General features: G+C 39.2%; 22 protein-coding genes. 7 read left to right on the top strand and 15 right to left on the bottom strand.

Annotated features, from left to right (window positions below; translation table 11 throughout):
* Positions 1–40: 40 nt before the first annotated feature.
* A complete protein-coding gene (locus tag P20429_RS02270; RefSeq protein ID WP_002957835.1) occupies positions 41–253 on the top strand; it encodes a hypothetical protein in 213 nt (70 codons plus the stop codon).
* A 24-nt stretch (positions 254–277) separates the two neighbouring features.
* Here P20429_RS02270 and P20429_RS02275 read toward each other — a convergent pair whose 3' ends face one another.
* The 7 genes from P20429_RS02275 to P20429_RS02305 form a co-directional block, all read right to left on the bottom strand.
* Positions 278–1,198, bottom strand: coding sequence for a hydrogen peroxide-inducible genes activator (locus tag P20429_RS02275; protein WP_007586467.1), 921 nt, complete (start codon positions 1,196–1,198; stop codon positions 278–280).
* Between the two features lie 82 nt (positions 1,199–1,280).
* A complete protein-coding gene (locus P20429_RS02280; protein ID WP_007586466.1) occupies positions 1,281–2,549 on the bottom strand; it encodes an inorganic phosphate transporter in 1,269 nt (422 codons plus the stop codon).
* Positions 2,550–2,588: 39 nt separating this feature from the next.
* Complete coding sequence (locus P20429_RS02285; protein WP_002957838.1) at positions 2,589–3,266, bottom strand: TIGR00153 family protein; 678 nt, start codon at positions 3,264–3,266, stop codon at positions 2,589–2,591.
* A gap of 150 nt (positions 3,267–3,416) precedes the next feature.
* Positions 3,417–4,118 carry a phosphate signaling complex protein PhoU gene (gene phoU, locus P20429_RS02290; RefSeq protein ID WP_007586465.1) on the bottom strand — a complete coding sequence of 234 codons (702 nt, stop codon included), beginning with the start codon at positions 4,116–4,118 and terminating at the stop codon, positions 3,417–3,419.
* 46 nt (positions 4,119–4,164) lie between these two features.
* Positions 4,165–4,992 carry a phosphate ABC transporter ATP-binding protein PstB gene (gene pstB / locus P20429_RS02295; protein WP_007586464.1) on the bottom strand — a complete coding sequence of 276 codons (828 nt, stop codon included), beginning with the start codon at positions 4,990–4,992 and terminating at the stop codon, positions 4,165–4,167.
* Positions 4,993–5,019: 27 nt separating this feature from the next.
* A complete protein-coding gene (gene pstA, locus P20429_RS02300; protein ID WP_007586463.1) occupies positions 5,020–6,669 on the bottom strand; it encodes a phosphate ABC transporter permease PstA in 1,650 nt (549 codons plus the stop codon).
* A gap of 15 nt (positions 6,670–6,684) precedes the next feature.
* Complete coding sequence (locus P20429_RS02305; protein WP_024592495.1) at positions 6,685–8,919, bottom strand: ABC transporter permease subunit; 2,235 nt, start codon at positions 8,917–8,919, stop codon at positions 6,685–6,687.
* 380 nt (positions 8,920–9,299) lie between these two features.
* Here P20429_RS02305 and P20429_RS02310 point away from each other — a divergent pair, with 380 nt between their 5' ends.
* The gene (locus P20429_RS02310) at positions 9,300–9,806 is read left to right on the top strand and encodes a glycine cleavage system protein R (RefSeq protein WP_007586460.1); all 507 of its coding nucleotides are present in this window, start codon (positions 9,300–9,302) and stop codon (positions 9,804–9,806) included.
* Between the two features lie 176 nt (positions 9,807–9,982).
* Here P20429_RS02310 and P20429_RS02315 read toward each other — a convergent pair whose 3' ends face one another.
* From P20429_RS02315 to P20429_RS02345, 7 genes are all read right to left on the bottom strand, one after another.
* Positions 9,983–10,438, bottom strand: coding sequence for a hypothetical protein (locus tag P20429_RS02315; RefSeq protein ID WP_007586459.1), 456 nt, complete (start codon positions 10,436–10,438; stop codon positions 9,983–9,985).
* Between the two features lie 200 nt (positions 10,439–10,638).
* Entirely contained in the window at positions 10,639–13,758 is a 3,120-nt protein-coding gene (locus P20429_RS02320) for an efflux RND transporter permease subunit (protein WP_007586458.1), read from the bottom strand.
* Between the two features lie 8 nt (positions 13,759–13,766).
* Complete coding sequence (locus P20429_RS02325; protein ID WP_007586457.1) at positions 13,767–15,320, bottom strand: efflux RND transporter periplasmic adaptor subunit; 1,554 nt, start codon at positions 15,318–15,320, stop codon at positions 13,767–13,769.
* On the bottom strand, positions 15,310–16,686 hold the full coding sequence (locus P20429_RS02330) for a TolC family protein (protein WP_007586456.1): 1,377 nt from the start codon (positions 16,684–16,686) through the stop codon (positions 15,310–15,312). The genes P20429_RS02325 and P20429_RS02330 overlap by 11 nt, the downstream gene beginning before the upstream one ends.
* Before the next feature lie 112 nt (positions 16,687–16,798).
* Entirely contained in the window at positions 16,799–17,161 is a 363-nt protein-coding gene (locus tag P20429_RS02335; RefSeq protein WP_225913250.1) for a hypothetical protein, read from the bottom strand.
* A gap of 94 nt (positions 17,162–17,255) precedes the next feature.
* Positions 17,256–17,870, bottom strand: coding sequence for a paraquat-inducible protein A (locus tag P20429_RS02340; protein WP_007586454.1), 615 nt, complete (start codon positions 17,868–17,870; stop codon positions 17,256–17,258).
* A 2-nt stretch (positions 17,871–17,872) separates the two neighbouring features.
* Complete coding sequence (locus P20429_RS02345) at positions 17,873–19,138, bottom strand: EAL and HDOD domain-containing protein (protein WP_007586453.1); 1,266 nt, start codon at positions 19,136–19,138, stop codon at positions 17,873–17,875.
* Positions 19,139–19,288: 150 nt separating this feature from the next.
* Between P20429_RS02345 and P20429_RS02350 the strand changes: the two genes are divergently transcribed.
* The 3 genes from P20429_RS02350 (at position 19,289) to P20429_RS02360 (ending at position 21,623) form a co-directional block, all read left to right on the top strand.
* On the top strand, positions 19,289–20,038 hold the full coding sequence (locus P20429_RS02350; protein ID WP_007586452.1) for an ABC transporter substrate-binding protein: 750 nt from the start codon (positions 19,289–19,291) through the stop codon (positions 20,036–20,038).
* A 78-nt stretch (positions 20,039–20,116) separates the two neighbouring features.
* Positions 20,117–20,683, top strand: a complete 567-nt coding sequence (locus P20429_RS02355; RefSeq protein WP_007586451.1) for a PhnA domain-containing protein — start codon at positions 20,117–20,119, stop codon at positions 20,681–20,683.
* A gap of 121 nt (positions 20,684–20,804) precedes the next feature.
* Positions 20,805–21,623 carry an META domain-containing protein gene (locus P20429_RS02360; RefSeq protein ID WP_007586450.1) on the top strand — a complete coding sequence of 273 codons (819 nt, stop codon included), beginning with the start codon at positions 20,805–20,807 and terminating at the stop codon, positions 21,621–21,623.
* Positions 21,624–21,730: 107 nt separating this feature from the next.
* Here the strand turns inward: P20429_RS02360 and P20429_RS02365 are convergent, their stop codons facing one another.
* Positions 21,731–22,570, bottom strand: a complete 840-nt coding sequence (locus P20429_RS02365) for a 23S rRNA (adenine(2030)-N(6))-methyltransferase RlmJ (protein WP_007586449.1) — start codon at positions 22,568–22,570, stop codon at positions 21,731–21,733.
* Positions 22,571–22,808: 238 nt separating this feature from the next.
* Here P20429_RS02365 and P20429_RS02370 point away from each other — a divergent pair, with 238 nt between their 5' ends.
* A complete protein-coding gene (locus tag P20429_RS02370; protein WP_007586448.1) occupies positions 22,809–23,039 on the top strand; it encodes a hypothetical protein in 231 nt (76 codons plus the stop codon).
* Positions 23,039–23,344, top strand: a complete 306-nt coding sequence (locus tag P20429_RS02375; RefSeq protein WP_007586447.1) for a cell division protein ZapA — start codon at positions 23,039–23,041, stop codon at positions 23,342–23,344. Before P20429_RS02370 ends, P20429_RS02375 begins: the two co-directional genes overlap by 1 nt.
* The last annotated feature ends 49 nt before the right edge of the window (positions 23,345–23,393 follow it).

The raw sequence follows: 23,393 nt of genomic DNA, 5'->3' as shown, positions 1-23,393 counted from the left end.
AGTGGGTTTCAAAGCTATTTAAGCTTTTAAGGAGAAAGGTATGACACAGCTAGTTATGTTATTACTGATTATACATTTTGCAATCGCGTATCAGTGCTATCGTTACGCAAATATTAAAGGCTACCCAGTTAAGGTTTTTACTGTATTAGGTTGCGTGCCTTACTTTAACTTGGTGGTATGGATTTATTTACTATTTTTACCCGAACTTGAGCCTTTTGAAAGCCATCTTCAAAATCAAAAGCAGCCTTTATAGGCTGCTTTAATTCATTTCCTATTCTTATTTAGAAAAATCTAAACTACATTGGCGCTTTAAAAATATCTCAAGCTGTTGACTAAATAACTTAAAGTCGCGGATCCGCCCCGTAGTTTTACGCCACAATATGCCAATATCTCTATATGCATCGCTTTGTGATGGTGTCGCCACCATATTTTTATTATCTAAAATTCCGGCGTTAATCGCCATTTGTGGTAAAAAAGTCACCCCGAGCTGATGCTCAACCATACTCAATAATGTATGCAAGCTTGCTGCTTCAAATGGGTTAATACAACTAGCACGGTTTAAATGACATGCACTAAGCGCATGGCCTGTCATACAGTGCTCACGCTCGAGTAAGAATACGCTAGCCTCTGGTAATAGATTAAAGTCGACTACGCCCTTTGCAGCGCTGTAGTCCTTATGGTGCACTAAACTAAACTGATCTTTTGCCAATACTTGTGTATGAAATTTATCGGTTTCGTATGGCAGTGCAAGTAGCGCTAAATCAATATGCCCATGCTCAAGTTTATCCAGTAGCTTATCACTCGTATCTTCTATTAATACCAGCTCTAAATCACAAAAGGTTTCTTTACAAAAGTGATACAGAGGAGCCGCTATAAAGCTAGCAATTGTAGGTATAACACCCACCGTTAATTTACCACTCAGTGGTGTTAAAAAGCTTTTAGTGAGCTCTTTTAAACTAATTGTATCGTTAATTATTTTACGAGAGCGCTCAACAACCTCTTCACCAATACTGGTAAACATAAGGCTGCGATTTTCGCGTTCAATAAGCTGGCAACCCAACGTTTCTTCAAGATTTTGAATAGCACTGCTTAAAGTAGATTGCCCAATAAAACAGGCACTGGCAGCTCTGCCAAAGTGCTGATGTTGATGAACAGCTAATAAATACTGTAGCTGTTTGATACTTGGAAGATTGGTCATTTTTTCTTTCCACAAATAAAAAGACCCCAACACCTAGGGCATTGAGATCTTTTCAAGCTAAAAGTCTTTGAGTACTTTTTTGTTAAACCCCAAATGCGGTTCTTAGTACGTAGAAAATAACAATAGCAAGGGCAGCGCCAACTGGCAATGTAATTACCCAAGAAACTACAATGTTTCTGATAACACCCATGTTAAGTGCACCAATTCCACGTGCCATACCTACACCTAATACCGCACCTACTAAGGTTTGAGTAGTAGAGATTGGCATACCAGTACCTGATGCAATAACAACGGTAGAAGCAGCGGCTAGTTCAGCAGCAAAACCACGACTAGGCGTTAAATGTGTAATGCCTTCACCAATCGTTTTAATTACTTTTTTGCCCAAAATAGCAAGACCCGCAACAATACCAAAACCACCTAGAGGTAGAATCCACCAAGCAATAGCCGCTTTTTTAGCAATTTCACCATTGTTTTCAACAATATTTACAACAGCAGCTAGTGGACCGATTGCATTAGCAACATCGTTAGAACCATGTGCAAAGGCCATACAACATGCTGTTAATACCATAAGAACAGCAAACACTTTTTCAACATTGTTGAATTGCATTTGTTTATCTGCTTTTGGATCGATATTTAAACGAGAAATAGCAATTTTACCAATTATAGCAACGACAACTGCTACAGCTATTGCTAAGGCGTACCCTTCGGCTGCACCTAAATCAACACCAACATGCTTTAAGCCTTTTTTAATTGTAACCAAGGCCATTATAAAACCTGCTAAACCCATATAAAGTGGTACATAGCGTTTAGCATTTTTTAGTGGTGCATCTGTATTAAAAATAAGTTTTTGTGCACTCATAAATATTAAGTATGCAATAAAGCCTGATATGGCGGGCGTTATAATCCAACTACCAACAATACCACCTACTTTATCCCATTGAATCGCCTCAGTACCAACAGCAACTAACGCAAAACCAATGATTGCACCAATGATTGAGTGAGTCGTTGATACTGGCCAACCCAAGAACGAGGCCATTAATAACCAAGCACCCGCTGCAAATAAAGACGAAATCATACCCAGAACCATAAGTTCAGGAATGTCTGCAAATGGTGCGGCATCGATAATTCCTTTACGAATTGTTGATGTAACCTCACCACCTGCTAAGTAAGCGCCTGCAAATTCAAAAATCATCGCTATAAAAATAGCTTGTTTGATTGTTAGCGCTTTTGAACCTACAGATGTGCCCATGGCGTTCGCTACGTCGTTCGCGCCAATACCATAAGCCATAAAAAAGCCGACTGCTGCGGCAATTAAAATTAATACCGTGCCGTAAGATGCAATGATATCCATTGTAAAACCTTAATCTTTCGTGTTTGAACTGATTTTAAATTAACGAGCTAACATCAGCTCAAGACGTGATCCTACGCGCTCTGCAATATCTGCAAGCTCGCCAACCCATTCAATGATTTTGTATAAAAACATAACATCAATTGGATTTAACTCACCCTCTACATCACGTAGCTGGCGGCGTACTTTTATCTGCATTTCGTCCGTGTCTTGTTCTATGGCATCCAATTCAACTAACATTTTTTCTACTAAGGTGACTTCTCGACCTTTAAAACCCGTTTCTAGCAATTCTTCTAATTCGTTAATTGCTTTAGATGCTTGTTTAGTCGCATCTACACAACGGGTTAAGTAAGCTAAGAAATCAGCTTGCATAACTTTTGGAATGGTCATTTCACGACCAATCACTCGCCCTGCAATATCTTTTGCTTTATTGGCAATTTTATCTTGTTGAGTTACTAGTTCGAGAAGATCTGTACGCTCTACCGGCATGAATAAACCACGCGGTAATTGTAAACGTATATCTCTTTTCATATCATCAGCTTCACGTTCTAAATTGCGAATAGTGATGCGAAGCTCTTCTGCTTGTACCCACTCTTCTTTAAATACGTGATTAAAAAAAGGTATCAAAGCTTTACTTGCTTGATGAACCTTCTTGATGTGTTCTTCCATTGGTTTGATAGGAGATTTTGCAAATACTCCTAAAAACGCGTTTGTAGGCATAACTGACCCTTTAATCAAATTGATATGCTTTGCAGCATGAATTTTACAGTATTAACCAAGATTGTGAACGCTTTTTATTACTTCACTAAAGCTTGCAATACACAAAGCGACACTAAGCCGCTTTAATAGAAAAGCATGATGGGTAAAAAATCATAGTGATTTTTCTATATCTTCTTGAGATGTATGGCGAATATCTTTGCCATTAACAAAATAAATAATGTATTCAGCAATGTTCTGACAGCGATCACCAATACGCTCTAATGAGCGAACAGACCAGACTAAGTCCATGATTTTAGGTATTGAGCGTGGATCTTCCATCATGTAAGTCATTATTTGACGTGTAATGGCTTCATATTCGCGGTCAACCTTTGCATCTTCTTTATGTACTTGAAATGCACGTTGCACATCCATACGCGCAAATGCATCTAGTACGTCGTGTAGCATTTTTAAAACCTGGCGGCCCATATTTTCAATATTTACTAATAAATCTTGCTGATCTTTGGTAAATGAGTCTAGTGCAACTTTAGCAATTCGCTCAGCTTCATCGCCAATACGTTCTAAATCGGCGATTGTTTTAGCAATTGCAATCACTAAACGCAGGTCACTTGCTGCAGGCTGACGACGAGCAATAATACGCGTACATTCTTCATCAATGCTTACTTCCATTGCATTCACTTTATAATCGTTCTGACGTACCTTTTGAGCAAGCTCTGCATCGTTACGACTCACCGCATCAAGCGCACTATTTAACTGCTGCTCAACTAAGCCACCCATACTTAATACATGATTACGTACATTTTCTAGTTCTTGGTTAAAACGCCCAGAAATATGTTTATTAATATTATGTTCCATAGTTACCTTCTCTCTTAATCTTGCACAACACGCTACAACGGGCTAATTAACCGTAACGACCGGTAATATAATCTTCGGTCTTTTTCTTCGTTGGTGTAGTAAATAAGGTATTTGTGTCTGAGTACTCAATCAATTCGCCCATATACATAAAGGCTGTTTGATCAGATACACGTGCTGCTTGTTGCATGTTATGTGTAACAATAACAACGGTAAATTGGTTTTTTAAATCGTTTATTAGCTCTTCTATTACCAAAGTAGAAATAGGGTCAAGTGCTGATGTAGGTTCATCTAATAAAAGAACTTCTGGCTCAATTGCAATTGAGCGAGCAATAACTAAACGCTGTTGCTGACCACCCGATAAGCCAAACGCGCTATCGTGTAATCTATCTTTTACTTCATCCCATAAAGCAGCACCACGAAGTGATTGCTCTACCACTTCATCTAACTTACGCTTCTCTTTAATGCCTTGTAAGCGTAGGCCATAAACCACATTTTCATAAATTGATTTAGGAAATGGGTTAGGACGCTGAAACACCATACCTACATTACGACGAAGTGCTGCTACATCTACGCTCTTATCGTAAATATTTTGACCGTGAAGTAATATTTCACCTTCAATACGACAAATATCAACCAAATCGTTCATGCGGTTAATACAACGTAATAGAGTTGATTTACCACAGCCCGATGGTCCAATAAACGCAGTTACTTGGCCTTTTGGAATATTCATATTTACTTTATTAAGCGCTTGCTTATCACCGTAGTAAAGATCGAGATCTTTAATCTCTAGCGCTTTTTGGTCATCCGTTAAATTTTCTAGGTCTAACTTCTGGCCTATATTAGCTTGGTTTACTTTTGGAGCGACTGTAATCATTTTTGTTACCTATAAAATCTTTACTAATTAGTGTTCAAGCGATCTGTACTTTTCACGTAAATGGTTACGTATACCAATGGCCGTTATGTTTAGGGTAATAATCACCGACACTAATAAAAAGGCCGTTGCGTATACCAGCGGGCGTGCCGCTTCAACATTAGGGCTTTGGAAGCCAACATCGTATATATGAAAGCCTAAGTGCATGAACTTTCTATCTAAGTGAAAATACGGGAAGTTGCCATCAAGTGGTAATGTAGGGGCCATTTTTACAACGCCTACTAGCATTAACGGTGCAACTTCACCTGCAGCACGTGCAACTGCCAGTATTAAACCTGTCATAATTGCAGGGCTTGCCATTGGAATAATTATGCGCCATAACGTTTCAACTTTTGTTGCGCCAAGCGCTAGTGAACCATCACGTACGGTACTTGGAATACGAGATAGACCTTCTTCAGTTGATACAATAACAACTGGCAGCGTTAGTATGGCGAGCGTTAATGCAGACCACATTACACCTGGCGTACCAAATACTGGCGTTGGCGACGATTCTGGATAAAATAATTGGTCTAAGCTACCACCTAACATGTATACAAAAAAGCCGAGGCCAAATACACCGTATACAATTGAAGGAACACCGGCCAAGTTAATCACTGCGATACGAATCATTTTAGTGATTGCATTTTTTGCGGCGTACTCGTGTAAGTAAATTGCAGCAACAACGCCAAACGGCGTCACAATTACAGCCATCAGCATAACCATAAATACAGTACCAAATATAGCAGGGAAAACACCGCCTTCTGTATTTGCTTCACGTGGATCATCGGATACAAACTTACCTAGTTGCACAAAGTAGTGGCCTAGCTTTGCAAAAAAGCCCATATCGTTTGGAAACCAAACATCAAGTACTTGATACATAGGAATTGTAACAACTTCACCGCGCATATCTTTTACAGTGACGTGGTCACGTTTGGCTTGTTTGCGTAGTGCAAATAAATCTTTTTCAAGTACACCATACTCTGCACGTAATTCAGCACGTGCTTGAGCAAGCTCAGCAACACGCTCATCAGTGAGAGCGTTATCAAGTAAGTAGCCTTTTTCTTTTAAACGTAAGCGTTCAAGTGCGTAGTTAATATGCCCAATGTCGCCATTTTGCAAATCAAGTGCTTCGTCATTTAAATCAACTGCACGCTCAACAAGCTCATGTAGCGCTTCTATTTTATCGCCATTAACCGGTTGACCGTCTTTAATAACGTTTTGCACATAACCATAAAAGTTACCGTTTTTACTACGCTCAAATACTGCAAGCGCCGCTGGTGCTGTTTTATTTGTTATGTCGGTTTCTAATATCCAACGAAAATCTAAATCTACATATTCGCGGTTACCTGTTTTAATAAGTAAGCGCTCTATTTCTTCTTTTTCAAACCCGCTAACATCAATACCTGTCGCGGCTAAACGCGTTTTTGGTACTAATTCACGGTCGTAAACTTCGCCAATAACGGTTTGCTTTGCAATCGACCCTTCAAGTTCAAACTGTACAACTTCTGAAGGCCAGAAAAAGCTTAACCCTTTCCAGGCTATCATTGCCAATAAGCCTAAAACTGAAATCAAACTGATGCTCACTGCACCACCGGTCATCCAAATCCAAGGAGAACCAGACTTAAACCACTGCTTTACCATGTCATGTCTCTCCGCTTACATTGAGCTGTATTTTTCACGCAGTTGCTGGCGAACAAACTCAGCGACTGTGTTAAAAATGAATGTGAATATGAATAATACAAAGGCTGCTAAGAATAATATTCTATAGTGCGAACTACCTACTTCTGACTCTGGCATTTCAACTGCAATATTTGCTGCAAGCGTACGCATACCTTGGAAAATGCTCCAATCCATAATCGGTGTATTACCGGTTGCCATAAGTACAATCATGGTTTCGCCAACTGCTCGGCCAAGTCCCATCATTACCGCAGAGAAAATACCTGGGCTTGCTGTTAGTAATACAACACGTATTAGTGTTTGCCACTGCGTTGCACCTAATGCTAATGAGCCATTTGATAAATGCTTTGGAACACTAAATACCGCGTCTTCTGCAATTGAGAATATAGTAGGAATAACCGCAAAGCCCATCGCAATACCTACAACAAGCGAGTTACGTTGATCGAATGTCATACCCAGCTCATTTGTTAAGTACTGACGTACATTGCCGTCAAACATCCAAAGTTCAACAAATTCGCTCATAGCAAACGAAAACCAACCAATAAGTAAAACGACCGGAATAAGGATGATTGAATGCGAACCATCAGGAATTCTATGGCGTATTTTTGTTGGTAATTTAGTCCAGGCTAAACCTGTCGCTAACATACCTAAAGGTAATAATATGAGTAACCCAACAATGGCAGGTAAGTGCTCTTCTATTAATGGGGCTAACCAAAGACCCGCTAAAAAACCTAAAATAACGGTTGGTAATGCTTCCATTATTTCAACGGTAGGCTTAACCACTTTACGTAATTTGCTCGACATAAAGTATGCCGTGTAAATAGCCGCCGAAAGCGCGATTGGTACAGCAAACAACATCGCATAAAGTGCTGCTTTTAATGTACCGAACGAAATTGGCACAAGTGAAAACTTAGATTCAAAGTCGTCACTGGCTGATGTTGACTGCCAAATATAACCTGGCTCTGGGTAACCTTCGTACCACACTTCTTGCCAAAGTGCTGACCAAGTAACTTCTGGGTGCTCGTTATGAATGTCTAATACTGTTAGCTTATTATCCGCTAAAATTAACGCAGCATTTGAACGTGGTGCAATTGCAAAGTTTTCTATTGCGCCTTCACTTACTTTCCCCTGCCAAAGTTTTGCTTCGCTGGTTGTGTAGTACACACCTAGCTCACCATTATTGCCGGTAGTAAAAAAAGTACGACGGTAAAACTCAGTAAATACATTTAATTTACTTTGCTTAGTTGTTTCAAATGAGCGAATCTTTTGATATTCACGGCCTGTGTCAGTGTTTACTTCAAACCACTGCGAAACCTCACCGTTATCATTAGCAAGCATGAGTGAATTTGCGCCCGCTAGCAGTTGTGCAGATACAATATTTGCATTTTCTTCGTTAGCCGAAAGCAACTGAATTTGCTCTACATCACTTGGGTCACGCGTATCGTATACATACACTTGATTAGCAGAACGTACAAAAGTACGTGTTGTATCTGGCGACATTAATAACTCGTCTACACGCCCATTAACATCAAGTTCTGTACGCTCAACAACCCACTCTACTTCACCGGTAAACATATTCTCTTCAGCAATAAAGCTGCTAAATAATACACGCTTGTCTTCTGTAAGAGCTACAACCGCTGTTTTGTCTTCATAGTGACTAAATGCAAAGCGTTTAATAGCTGCACCTTGTTCATCTACTTCTAAAGCCATTTCCCCTAGAGGAAAACCTAAGCGAGGTGTTAATTTACGCTCGTTGTTTGGAAAGGTAACTAAAAATTTAGGTGCAACAACCATTACGGTGCCATCTTCTAAACCAAACGCATAATGCCCTTGAAAAGGCGCGCTTGTTGCAAAGCTTGTTGCATCACTTGGTAAATCTGCATTAAGTGTTTTGAGTTTTTTACCAAAACTACCTGACTCAACACTGTAAAAATCAACCTGACCTTGCTGACTTAGTAAATAAGCAACTTCAGTTTGCTCTTCTACACCTAAGCCTGCTATTTGCTGTGAATTAGCAACATGAAAGCTATCGCGTTTTTCTACTTTTGCTGATTCAAAAATTGGCTGTACTACATAAAGAAGGTAAAAGAATATTAATAGCAGTGCTACCAATACCATTATCCCACCTGCGGTTATGCCAAACTTGGCAAACCGATCTTTAAATAGACGGCTTCGATCCGTATTAAAAGTCGGCTTATTCGGATTTGAAGTCATCAAAACACCCTTAAATCTTAACGTTGCATAAATTATATTTCATCAAGATGACAGTAATGTTACAGCAGTAATAATAAGCACTCTAAAACAGCTTTAAATAAAACTAACGAGGGAAAAGTCTAAATTAGCTTCAAATAGGTGATTTATAAGTGAACTAAATTATAAAATAATTGGACAAAGTATTTATCGAGGTCAATACTAAAAGAGTACTTAGTAAATAATAATGACTATTAATACTGCGTATAGTCAACACAACTATATTCATTTTTTTAATTTATAATCAAAGATTTATAAAAAGTGCAACAACACACAATTTAAATTAGACAACATACTTAATGCCTATGCATTTACTTTCTTTGGGCTTAAAAAGAGAATTATTTATGAAGCAGTTGGTTATAACTATTTTAGGGAAAGATCGCCCTGGTTTAGTAGAGAGCATCTCATCAGTCGTATTACAGAATCATGGTAACTGGCTAAGCAGTAACTTAAGCCATTTATTAGGTCATTTTGCAGGTATTATTCAACTTGAAGTTGCTGAGGAGCATTTTCAATCATTACAAAGTGCTTTAAATAAGTTACCTAAGTTAGACGTTCGTATTGAAACCGGAAACACAGAGATTGAACCATCAACACTAGAGCAAATTAATCTAGTCATAACAGGTAACGACCGTCCTGGTATTGTTCAAGAATTGGCAAGTGTAATACGCCATAAAGGCGCTAATATTACTCACTTAAATTCAAGACAACAAAGTGCACCTAATTGGGGAGTGCCCATTTTCAGTGCCGTAGCTACCGTTACTTTGCCAAATGGTATGGATAAAGACGAAGTTATTGAAGCGTTAGAATCAATTACAAGTGATTTAATTGTAGATACAGAAGAAGTTTAACCTCTATTTATGCGTGCCATACAACTGACACGCATACCATTTTAGTCCATCAAAATGCTCTGCGGGTTATTTAAAGCAGACATAAAATAAGCCGATGCAAGCATCAGCTATTTTAAATAATCACCTTAAAGCTAATAAGAGCGAGATAAACTCAGTAATCCCGCTCTTTTATAAAGCTACATATCCATATGACGATTAGTGCTTTGCATCATTTGCTTTATACCTTGCTTTTCAAGCTCTAGTATTTGTTGAAGCTTTTCTTGCCCACTTTCGGTTTCGGCGCGTTCAAGTAAGTATTCATATAACTCAATCACTTTTTGATGTTGCTGTGCTAAATAGCCTTGAATGACTTCTTCATCGAATTGCTGATCTTTACTAATGTCTTCAAAAGTAATTAGCTCAGGATTTTTAGCAAAGTATTCATAACTGTATGTATCGAGCGTATTTATTTCAGTTATCGCTTTAAACCCGACTAAATCTTCGGCGAGTTTTTTTTCGTAATTTAGGTAGTAGTCCACCAGCATTGCATTATGTTCATCGAGTAAATCCTTTACGCTATAGAAATTAGCCGCCATTTGCGTATGAAACAAAACGGTCCAATCGTATACCTCTTTAATTGTTTTAACTTGCATGTGCATTCCTTACTTAGTTGACTGTATAGGTAATACACTGCGTAAAGCGTGCCAATTAAAAAGCTATTTAAAAACAGTTGGTTAATTTAAATATGAGTAATAACTCGCTATTTAATAGAACAACTTACAAATTATAGGTAATTTTTATAGAGCAATGCGCGGGTAGTAACAGCATTGCTCTATCGTCTTGTTGTTTTATATTATTTAAGTCCTTGTTTGCGCCACAGCAAGTAAACAGCAGGAATAACAAGTAAGGTGAGTACAATTGCACTGCCCATACCGCCAACCATAGGCGCTGCTATTCGGCTCATTACTTCGCTTCCGGTGCCTGTACCATAAAGTACAGGTAATAAACCGATAATAATTGTCGCGACAGTCATCATAACCGGGCGTACTCGAAGCCCTGCACCTTCAATAATGGCTTGCTGTAATTGCACTAAGCTAAGCGGTTTTCCGGCTTGCTCTGCTTCGAGGCATTTTTCTTGATAGGCTTGGTTTAAATACACCAACATAATGACCCCTATTTCTACCGCAACACCGGCTAAGGCAATAAAGCCTACACCTACTGCAACTGAAAAGTTAAAGCCCTCTAAATACATCAGCCATACGCCACCAATCATTGCCAGTGGCAACGTAGCCATAATAATAGTGACCTCAGCAAAGCTTCTAAAATTAAGGTAAAGCAATACAATAATAATCGCTAATGTAAGAGGTAATACATAAGTCAGTTTGTCTTTAGCGCGCTGCATGTATTCATACTGCCCAGCCCACGTAATTGAGTAGCCAGCAGGTAGTATTAGGTCTTTATCGAGCACTTGCTGAGCGTGCTCAACGTAAGTACCAATATCAACGCCATCTATATCAATAAAACTCCAACCGTTTAAACGTGCATTTTCGCTTTTTATACCAGGCGGTCCATCTTCAATAAATACATCGGCTACATCACCAAGTGCTATACGCTGCCCTGTAGGCGTTACAATAGGTAACAACATTAACTCTTCTGGCGAGTCTCTGTATGCTTGCGGATAACGTAAATTAACAGGGTAACGCTCTTGCCCTTCTACCGTTTGTGTTACGTTTGTACCACCTATTGCAGTAGATACAACTTGCTGTACGTCGCTAATGTTTAAGCTATAACGCGCGGCTTTTTCACGATTTATATCTACTTTTATATAACGTCCACCGGCTACTCGCTCTGAATAAACCGATGCAGTGCCTTGCACATCTTTTAAAAGCACTTCTATTTGTTGACCAATTTTTTGAATTTCACTCAACTTTGGTCCCGCAACTTTAATGCCCACGGGAGTCTTAATACCGGTTGCGAGCATATCAATACGTGTTTTAATTGGCATCACCCACGCATTAGTTAGCCCCGGAAACTTAACCAAACCGTCGAGTTCTTTTTTAAGTTTTTCAAGCGTCATACCCTCGCGCCACTCGTCTTTTGGTTTTAACTGAATAAACGTCTCTATCATTGTAAGCGGCGCAGGATCTGTTGCAGTTTCTGCTCGCCCAACTTTACCAAATACTGTTTTAACCTCGGGTACTGTGGCAATTAACTTGTCGGTTTGCTGTAGTATTTCGCGCGCTTTACCTACCGATAAACCAGGATACGTTGTGGGCATATACATTAAATCGCCCTCATCAAGTGGCGGAATAAATTCACTGCCTATTTTATTTACCGGGTAAAAGCCAATAACAGAAACAACCACCGCGAGTACCAATGTCATTTTTGGAAATTTAAGCACCCAGTTAAGTAGTGGACGATACGCTGCGACGAGTAATCGGTTAACTGGATTTTTTTGCTCCGAAATAACTTTACCTCTAATAAAGTAACCCATTAATACCGGCACTAAGGTAATCGCAAGCCCAGCAGACGCTGCCATAGCATAGGTTTTAGTGTAAGCCAGTGGCGCAAACATACGTCCTTCTTGCGCTTCTAAAATAAATACCGGCATAAAGCTGACGGTAATAATTAATAAACTAAAAAATAATGCAGGACCCACTTCACTCGCCGATTTAGCCACAACTTCCCAGCGATTTTCGTTGGTAAGGGGCGTTTTTTCCATATGTTTGTGCATATTTTCAATCATGACGATAGCACCGTCAGTCATTGCGCCTATCGCTATTGCAATTCCTCCTAAAGACATAATATTGGCGTTAATCCCCTGCCAATACATAATTATAAATGCAGTTAAAATTCCAAGCGGTAATGTAATAATCGCCACCAGCGATGAGCGCACATGAAACAAAAACACCACACACACTAAGGCAACTACAATAAGCTCTTCAATTAGCTTACTTGTTAAATTATCTACCGCGTTATTTATTAAGTTGGAGCGATCGTACACAGGGACTATTTCAACGCCCTCTGGTAATCCCTTTTTAAGCGATTCTAATTTTGCTTTTACGAGCTCAATGGTTTTTTGTGCATTTTCGCCATAGCGCATAATAACAATGCCGCCGGTTACCTCGCCTTCACCATTCAGTTCTGCAATACCACGGCGCATTTGCGGTCCGACTCTAATATCGGCTACATCACGTAATTGCAGCGCAGTACCGTTGGCGTTTACACCAAGCGGAATAGCTTCCAAGTCGGCAACACTCTTAATGTAGCCTGTGCTTGTTACCATGTATTCTGCTTCAGCCATTTCAACTACTGAGGCGCCCATCTCTTGGTTGCCTTGTTGAATAGCGGTTTGAATGAGGCTAAGCGGAATACCATATGCGCGTAATTTATCGGGCTCTACATTGACTTGGTATTGCTTAACCATGCCACCAACAGCAGCCACTTCAGATACACCGGGCACAGTTTGTAGCTCAAACTTTAAAAACCAATCTTGTAAGCTTCGTAGCTGACTAATATCGTGTTTATTTGTTTTATCAATTAGTGCGTATAAGTAAATCCAACCTACGCCTGTTGCATCAGGGCCAAGCTCTGGCGTAGCGCTATCGGGTAATCTACTCGCTACTTGGCTTAGGTATTCTTGTACTCGGCTACGCGCCCAATACAAATCGGTTTTTTCGTCAAAAATAACGTAAACGTACGAGTCTCCAAAAAACGAAAAACCCCTTACAGTTTGTGCACCCGGCACAGAAAGCATTGCTGTGGTGAGCGGAAATGTAACTTGGTCTTGCACTACTTGCGGCGCTTGCCCCGGGTAAGTGGTTTTTATAATGACCTGAACATCAGATAAGTCAGGCAAGGCATCCACGGGAGTATTTTTTACCGCAAACAATCCTCCACCCAGTAAAATTAATGTAAGCAACAACACAAAAAAGCGATTGCTAACAGACCAGCGAATAATGGCAGTTATCATAATGGCTCCTAGTGAGAACTATGTTGCATAGTAGAATGATCAATCGGCTCTGCGTTTTGCGCTTTAGTAATTACAAATTCATCGTTAATAATGCTAAAAGTAAAATTAATATACTGGGCATTTTCAAACTGAGTAATATCAATATCTGGCGCTAATACAAAGTCCATTGTGGCGGGTTCTCGATTCCATTTTTCAATGGCTTCTCGGCTAATATTAATAATGCGATTTTGTATATCTATGGCATTAATAGTGCCGTTAACCGTGGCGTTTTGTGGCTGCATATCCATGTTCATATTTGAGTCTGAACCAGAATCCGAACTCATACCTGAGCTAATACTAGAACTAGGCATTTCCATTCGTTTAAAGTCGGAGCTTTTACTCGATTCAGAGTCTATTAAAAATTGCGCTGAAGTAACTACCGTGTCACCTGTCATTACACCTGACAAAATGACCGCTTCATTACTATTAATTTGCCCAACTTCAACTTCTACCGATTTAAAACGCCCCTCACCTAATGCAATAACCACACGGTTTTGATGCTGCGTGCGGATTACCGCTTCTTTAGGGACTGTAAATTGCGCCTTACTCGCTTTAGCGTGAATGCTCACTTGTGCAAACATATTTGGTTTTAACCGATGATCTACATTTTCAAACCTAAGCCTTACACGCAGAGTTCGGTTTTTAGCATCAAGCGCGGGGTAAATGTAATCAACCTTACCTTCCCACTTTTGACCTTTTAAGTAATCAAGCGTCATTGTAACGGGCAAACCAACGCTCACTTGTTCTGATTGGCGCTCGAACACTTCTGCCTCTACCCAAATTTCATCAAGCTGGGCAATACTCATCATTGATGTGCCTGGTTTAACGTAAAAGCCTTCTCGTACTGTTAGCTCATCTACCACACCACTTTGCTTTGCGTAAAAAGTAATATTTTGCATTATCTTTTTATTTTTTTGTAAGCGCTCGATAAATCCATCAGACACATTCAACGACTCTAAACGCGCCTTTGCAGCGCGAATTAACACGGTATTATTACGATTAACCGCCAATAAAAGCTCTTCCTGTGCATTCACCAATTGTGGTGAATACAATGTATATAAAGGCTCACCGGCTTTAACTTCTGCGCCTTGTGCTTTAACATATAAACTTTCAATCCAGCCTTCTACACGCGGATGAATGTGAATAAGTTGGTCTTGGTTATATTGCACATAACCCACAGTATTTATATCGCTGTGAAGTGTTTTAAGCTCTACTTTGGTGGTTCTTACGCCAAAGTTATTAACGACTGCAGGCGAAATAGTTACAGCGCCAGGTCCATCCTGAGCGTTGCTAGCGTTTTCATACACAGGGACTAAATCCATTCCCATTGGAGAAAGCCCTGGCGTGTCACGCCTGTAATTACTATCCATAGGGGCTACCCAATATAAGGGCTGTTTGTCAGTGTTTTGTTGTTCATTCATTGCCGAGTTGCTAGGTAAAAATTGCATTACTAAGCCGCCTATTAACCCAAAGGCGCCTGCGCCAACTAAGGCGGCAACAAGTAACTTTAAATTAGTATTCATTGTGTAATTCTCCAGTTTGCTCGCTCATTACTTGGGGGTCTAAGCTACTTGCATAATAATTAAGGCGGGCGGTAATAATATGTTGATCTACTTGAATATTCAGTGCATCAATTTTGGCGTTAAGTTCACTAATGCGCGCGCGCATCACGTCAGAAAAATCCCCGTCGTCGCGTGTATAAGCATTAAGTGTTGCCTGAGATTGCTCTGACATTTGCGGTAATAACGTATTTTGATAAAGCGCATCGCGTTTTTGCAAACGAGCGAGTTGGCTAAACTCCTTAAAGTACATGCCTTTGAGTTTTTGAAGCGCCACCAGCTTTTGTGTTTTAGTAGCTTCTGCACTCGCAATAGCCGATTTAACCTGTTGATCTTGTCTGTTATCAGTAAACAATGGCAAATCAATACTAAACCCTACAGAGAGTAAATCAGCTCGCGACTCACCCATCGGGGTATCATCTCGGTAACCATAGCCCACATTAACGCCCATCTGAGGTTTGTAGCTTTGCTTAGCGAGTGCAACTTCGGTTTGCTTTGCCGTTACGGTTTTATCTATCGCAATAATTGCGGGATGCGTCATAAGCAACTGTATTAGCTCATCAAATTCAAGGCTCGCAAAATCAACCAGCCCTGCGGTTTTAGTAAACTCAGTATTTAAAGGCTGCATAAGCATATTCATAGGTAACCACTGTGCTAAACGGTTTTTAGCACTTTCAAATTGCTGCTCAAGCATAACCAGCTTATCTTCAAGACGGGTGAGTTCTAATTGCGCACGAATAATATCTTGCTGACGTGTTTTACCTAAGGTGCTTGCGTAGCTTGCTTCGGTAATGTCAATAAGTTGAGTAAATAGCCCTTTATCTAGCTCAATTAAAGCAATACTTCGCTGAGCACGATACGCGTTTAACCACGACTCAATCACAATTGCTTTTACTTGTGCTAAGCGATCGGCGCGCTGCCAAGGGTATTGTTGAGCAGACTGTGCTAATGCTTTTTGTCTAAGCGCTAAACTATTCCCTCGGCTAAACTTTTGGCTCAAATCAACTTTAAGCTGCGTCATCCCTTCTTGATCAAACGCATAACCGTTAGTAGGTAAGTTGAGTAAGCCAACCGTTAAAACAGGATCGGGTAAGGTGCCAGCGGCAATGCTTTGCGCTATTGCTGCATCTTCTTGGTAGCCACTCGCTTTTAGCCATGGCTCATGCGTTAGCGCATAATTAAGCGCTTGCGTTAAGCTAAGCGTTTGCTCATTACTAGTTTGCTTTAGTGTTTCGGTATTTAGGTTATTTTGATTGTTTTGCGCATTAACAGCTGTGCTAAATAACACAACACTACATAATACGACTTTAATACTTACAGCGTGGTTCATTACCTGCTCCATCTAAAAATAAAAGAAAATCTTAAATTAGGAAGCAAAAAAGGTGTTTAGGAGTTACCAATAAACGGGGTTACCGCAATTTTTACATACACCTATCCTGCTATTAAGCAGACATAGGAGGGCGGTAGAGTGAACGAGGTATATTAATTTGTGTAGTAAATACACGTACATTTACTTTTTCAGATTCAAGTAAAGTAACGCTAAATAAAGTATCAACATTAAGCATTGAGTTAGCAGCGCAGCCACTCATAGGGCATTTACAGTCATTTTGTGGCGTACTTTCGTCGTCGCAACAATCCATCTGCATCATATTTTCAGACATGCTAACGACAGCTGTTGCATCACTACTTTGTGTCATTGGCATTTGGGCATGCGTTGCTGTCTTAGTTGGCATATGTGGCATTTCGCATACCATAGCTACAGACGCAACTGCCTGACCCACAAAAGTGAGCAGTAAAGTTATCATGAGTAAACTAGAGTAAAAACGTTGCAACATTATGCCTTTTAATAAACTTTAAAATGATTGTAAGGTAACCTAACGGCAACCACAAATACTTTAATTATGTAGACTGCGGTTTAGCAGGTGTTTTAATTAAGTTACTCGCGATAATTGCAAATATACAATATGCGCTAAAATACCAAAACCCTTCACCAAATTGTGCATTCATAACAAGTAGCTCACCACTTTTACCATGGGCGTTACCTGCTAAGTAAGTCACTATTAATGCAATAACAAATACATCAACCATGCTCCACTTACTTAATGCACAAATAACCAGACCGAGCTTTTGCTTAAACCCATTCAAAGGTAGGCAACAATAAAGCAATTGTAATAGCAGCTTCAAGCTTGGAATAACAATAGAAAACAACCCCACTAAAGCGGCTACAAATAAATTATTATTGCTAGCAAGCTCTTTAACTGTGCCTAAAATACTTTGTGTTTTGTTATAGGCGCTAATCTCACCTTCTAACTTATCAAGCCCTAGCATGTTCGAGAACATCATTAGCATACTGCGAGTTCGACCATCGCCCTCTTCAGCCAGCATTTCAATACCCGCTTGCGCTAGTTTTGATTTATCTATGTTGCCCTCTATTGTTAATACTGGTTTTGTAATACCAGGAAACAATAAACAAAGAGCAACCACTACACTTATAACCGACAACCAATTACGCATATTTATTCTGCTATTGCCTCAATAATATCGTCACTGTATAAAACAGCATCCAGTAAAAAATTAAATATATCGCCAATGTGTAGCTCTGAGTTTATGTTGGCCAAATGGACCATAGCTTCATCTACATTATCTAATTCAAATTCTTTTATAAGCGATAAACACTCACCTAAAGTGCCTTTTTCAAGTAGTAACGCATCAGATATTGCAGCATCTAAAGTAAACTCTTTAACTATGTCTTTTAAATCGCCATCTAAAATGGCATCAAGCACAGAAAACAAACCCACTAGATAGCCTTGCTCAGTCAGTTCTTTATTATTTTGCTCTAAAATAAGCGACATAAATTGTGCCCGAGTTAAAGCAAGCTTAGTTAACTCAGTTGGTTTTTCGACCCCCAACTCACTAATTGCTAATACACGAACAAATTGCCTTATTGTATCTTCACCTAAATAAATAACCGCTTGTGAAATAGAAGTAATAACTAAATTTGCTTTGCCTGAACGCGCGTTAGCCAGCTTTAAAACCCTGGCTGTTATGGCTACATCTCTGGCCACTCGTTGATGAACTTCTTTAAAGCAAAGTGTTTGTTTTGCTGTAAAACGCAATAGATCAAAAACAGTTAACTTTGAAGGCTCTACACCTTTATACGTAATCATTTCTGGGCGAGAAAAAAAGAACCCCTGAAATAAATCACAGCCTGCCAATTTTAATATATTAAATTGTTCATGCGTCTCTATTCGTTCAACAATTATTTTTGCATGTGGATTTGCGCGTTTTATTTTTTTAATGCGCATATTGGTTTTAATAACCGGATCATCTATCTCAATTTTTATGTAATCAACATGTGCTAATAGTGGCTCCCATTTTGGATCGCCATCGTAATCATCAAGTGCAAAAACATACCCTTCTTTTTTAAGTTCTTGCACACGCTCAGCAACCGCAGGAATATTACCCGTGCGCTCTACTATTTCAATAACACTATTTTCTGGCAATAAAAGTTTGGGAAAGTTATCGAGAATAGTTTCTGATGACAAGTTTATAAAAGCTAAATGATGCGCGGTAAGTCTATCTAAACCTACCAACATTAATGCATTAAAAAACAGGCGGCTTGTCGCATGCACATCAGAAGTGCCCACAGGAAACGCATTATTGGCTGAATCTCGATAGAGTAGTTCGTATGAGAAAACATTCTGATCTATATCAAAAATAGGTTGCCGGGCGACAAACTGAGTTATTTTTTGTACCTCATCAGGTATGTTATTTAATTTCACTTGGCTCTAAACCTATAAATAAGAGATGGCAAAACAGCCAATAATATGTGTACTTTAATGCAACTCGCATAAGATAAACATAGTCGTCATTGCAAAAATGTTAAAATTACACAACACTAATATAAAAATATTAATATAAAAGGTGGAGATTTGGCTAACTTTATTCGGTTATTAGTACTGAGCCCTCTACTATTTGTATCTTTTAGCTATGCCAGCATTAACCCTACTCCCCTCAAATACAATGTTAGCGCGTCAGGTAGTCATTATCCATATTATACAAATGATCCAGAAAAGCCTGGTGTATTACCCGAAATTATTGAAAAAGCACTCGATGATGCAAATATTGCAGCTTCTCATATCGACCTACCCACAAAGCGTATTACCAAATATTTACAAGATGAAATAATCGATTTTGATGTTATTTCATTAGAATGGCTTCCAAAGGATGAGAGAAATGACTCTCGTTATGTTTTTTCAGAGCCCCTTATTTATGCCACAGAAATGATTGTTACCTTGCCTCAAAATGCCCGGAACTGGCAAAGCGCTGATAGCTTAAAGGGCAAAAATATAGGAACGGTACTAGGTTACTATTACTTTAATGATAACACCTTTGAGCGTGTTGACTTTCCATCCGAGAAAGAACTTATGACCGCTCTCTCAAGAAACCGTGTAGAAGCTGCACTAGTAGGTAAGTTAACTGCGCTCTATTGGGCAAAGCAATTAGAGATAAACATTGCCTTTGGCGCACAGCATTCCCATGGTTTTTTAAGAATTCGTTTATTAAGCAAACATAAAGAATTATTGCCCCAAATAAACCTAGCAATTAAAAACCTTCATGCTCAAGGATATATAAAAAGTATTGAAGATAAGTATATGAGTAATATACCCACACAAAATTAAGGGACTAATGGCGCAGAGCTCGTGTTTTGGAGTATAATAGCAGCAAATGTTAACTCGACCAGAATCAGAAAGAGCCCCATGAGTATTGAAAAAGCCTTAATCGAACGTAGTAATAATCAATGTGAATTGTGTGCAGCCACCGAGAACTTATCTGTTTATGAAGTACCACCGGTAACTGAAACCCACTCAGATAAATGTATTTACACGTGTCAAACATGTAAAGATCAAATCGAGAATAACAGCGAAATAACGCCTACACATTGGCACTGTTTAAACGATAGCATGTGGAGCCAAACTCCTGCAGTACAAGTTGTAGCTTACAGAATGCTTTCGCGTTTAGCGCCTGATAATGGCTGGGCACAAGATGCGCTAGACATGATTTACCTTGAAGAAGACACGCTAACCTGGGCTAAAAAAGCACTTGCCGAAGATGACGATTTAAAGCATGTAGATAGCAACGGTGTAGTACTTCAAGCAGGCGATACTGTAACCCTAATTAAAGACTTAGACGTTAAAGGCAGTAGCCTTACCGCTAAACGTGGAACAGCTGTTCGTAATATTGGCCTAACCAGCAACCCTGAACATATTGAAGGGCGAGTTGACGGCCAGCGCATTGTTATTTTAACTAAGTTTGTTAAAAAATAATCGTTTGTTTTAAATTATTAAAGGCGCTAATGCGCCTTTTTTTATGTTTAAAATAAGTTAAGGAATGATTAAGTAACTAGGTAATACACTAAGGACATAATATTGAGTAAGGATAACCAACATGGAAAAGCATCAAGCAGTATCTTCGCGTAAAAAGGCAGTTGCAGGGATTGGCTTATTGGCGCTTAGCGCTTTTGCAGTAACTGGCTGCGGTGAGCAAACTAAATCGACTGAAAACACAGAAATTGCAGAAGCAATAACCAGCCTAACTATCCAAGCTAGCTACAAAGATCGCAGTGTGCTTCGCCCTGGCTCGCAATTAATAGTTACGCTTTCCAATGTATCTAAAATGGATGTAAAAGCCGATATAATCACACAAGAAGTGATTGATGTAACCCAAGCCCCGCCATTTACCGTTGAGCTAATTTATGATGCCAGCAAAATTAGCGATAAACATCGCTATAGCCTAAGCGCCAGAATTATAAATAAAGACAAAGTGCTTTACACAAGTACAACAAATCATGACCCGTTTGCAGAATCACAGTTAACTACCCCCTATAAAATTGAGCTTTCAAAAGTGTCGACTCAAAAACCCGATGTAACACTCACAAATACTTACTGGAAAGCAATAACAATAAATGCTCAAACTGTGAATGTTACAACTAAAGAACCATTCATTCAGTTCAATAAAGACCACCGCGTTAATGGCTTTTTAGGCTGTAATAATTTTAGCGGAAGCTATAGTACCGAGCAGCAAACAATTACACTTAGTCAGCTAGCAAGTACAAAAAAGATGTGCTCGGATAATATGAGCCAAGAAGCGGCTATGTCTGACGTACTTAGCAAAACTTCAAAGTGGGAAATAACAGGTGAATCACTAAAACTTAAAAACAGTCGCGGTAATACACTTGCTACTTTTAGTGCGGTTTATTTTAATTAATATTTAGCTCCCTTATATAAATATTACCTAACACATTCGTATTGATTTTAAATAAAATGCCCAGCAAAGCTGGGCATTTTATTATTCGTTATAAGCGCTATTTAAAGTTACTCATCAACGAGTTGTTCACTTCTGTAAAAACCACTTGGCTCACTTAACAAACTAACAAGTTCAGGCATTATTGCATCCATTGTTTGCTTTAGCTTCCATGGAGGATTAATTACAATCATGCCCGATGCTGTCATACCGTGTACGTCAGTATCCGCTTCAGTGCCTAATTCAAATAACTGAATGTTGCGCATTCCTGAATCAATTAAGCCCTGCTCCATATTATCAATGCGCTCTCTATCTACAACCGGATACCAAATCATGTAAGTACCTGTAGCAAAACGCTGATGAGCTTTAACTAAGGTTTTTACAACCGTTTCGTAGTCATCTTTAATTTCGTATGGAGGATCAATTAACACACACGCTCTGCGAGATGCTGGTGGTAACAAACCAACTAAACCTGCAAAACCATCCTCTCCACGTACACGAATAGATCGCTTACCTTGCATGTTTTCTTCAAGTAATAATAAATCGCGCGGGTGCAGTTCAAAAAACCAACCCTTATCTTGGCGGCGTAAGTAGTGCTCTGCAATTTTTGGTGAACCTGGATAAAACGCAAGTTCGTCAGTGTCGTTAAATGACTTAATTAATTCAATGTATTCATTAAGCTCAGCATGCTCACTTTTATGATGCCAAAGTTTTTCAATACCATCTTGATACTCTTGCGTTTTTTGCGCATCGGCAGCTGCAAGTTCAAAAAAGCCAGCACCTGAATGTGTGTCTATATAATCAAGCGGTTTATCTTTAATTGTTTGATAATTTAGCACTTGTGCCAGTACTAAGTGTTTAAGTACATCGGCAGGATTACCCGCATGAAATGAGTGTCTGTAACTAAGCATTATTTATTTTCGCCATACGCAATTTAATATCGTAAGTGAACCATAAGCACTAGGCTTTGGCAACTTACACCAAGATAAGAGAGTGTTTAAGTGAACCATTTCTGAATGAAAAAGCCCATATGCTGAATTATCCCTTAACGCAAAAGAAAAATCAGCTAAAACCACCGTAAATGCTGGCAAATCAACACACTTTGCTTTACATTTGCATGACATTAATTACAGTTATATGAGCGCCTTTATGAATAACACTACTCTTCAACAACTCGAACAACTGATCGATTCTTTAATCGAACGTAATAACCAATTACAAACAGATGTTGTTACTTTAAAAGAACAGAACACTAAACTAAGCGATGACAACGAATTGCTACAACTTGAAGCTTTAGAAAATGAAGAAAAGCAAAAAGATGCCAGCACTACTTTATCTGGTCTTCTTGATAAGTTACAAAGCGCACAACAGGCTAGCTAATGTCTGAGCTGCAAAACCAGCGGGTCACTGTTGAGTTGCTAGGTAAAGAGCAGCAATTTGCTTGCCCTGAAGGGCAGGAAGATGCATTAATAGCAGCAGCTAAAAATCTAAATGACTTAGTTGAGCAAATGAAGCAACGCTCAACCGTTAGAAACGATCAAAAAGCCCTACTAATGGCAGCATTAAACTTAAGCCACGAATTGCTAGAAGCAAAAACACAGGCTACAGTTGAGCAACAGCATCAAGACCAAATGATTGATAAACTCAGTCAGCATTTGGCAAATGACCCCAAACACCAAAAATAAAAAGCGCATACTGCGCTTTTTGTTTATTATTAAAGTAATTAAACATCAG

It is taken from the genome of Pseudoalteromonas sp. BSi20429 (genome assembly GCF_000238895.1).
Lineage (GTDB): Bacteria > Pseudomonadota > Gammaproteobacteria > Enterobacterales > Alteromonadaceae > Pseudoalteromonas > Pseudoalteromonas arctica.
The sequence above is the reverse complement of the archived record's forward strand: the minus strand, read 5'-3'. Positions and strand labels throughout refer to the sequence as shown.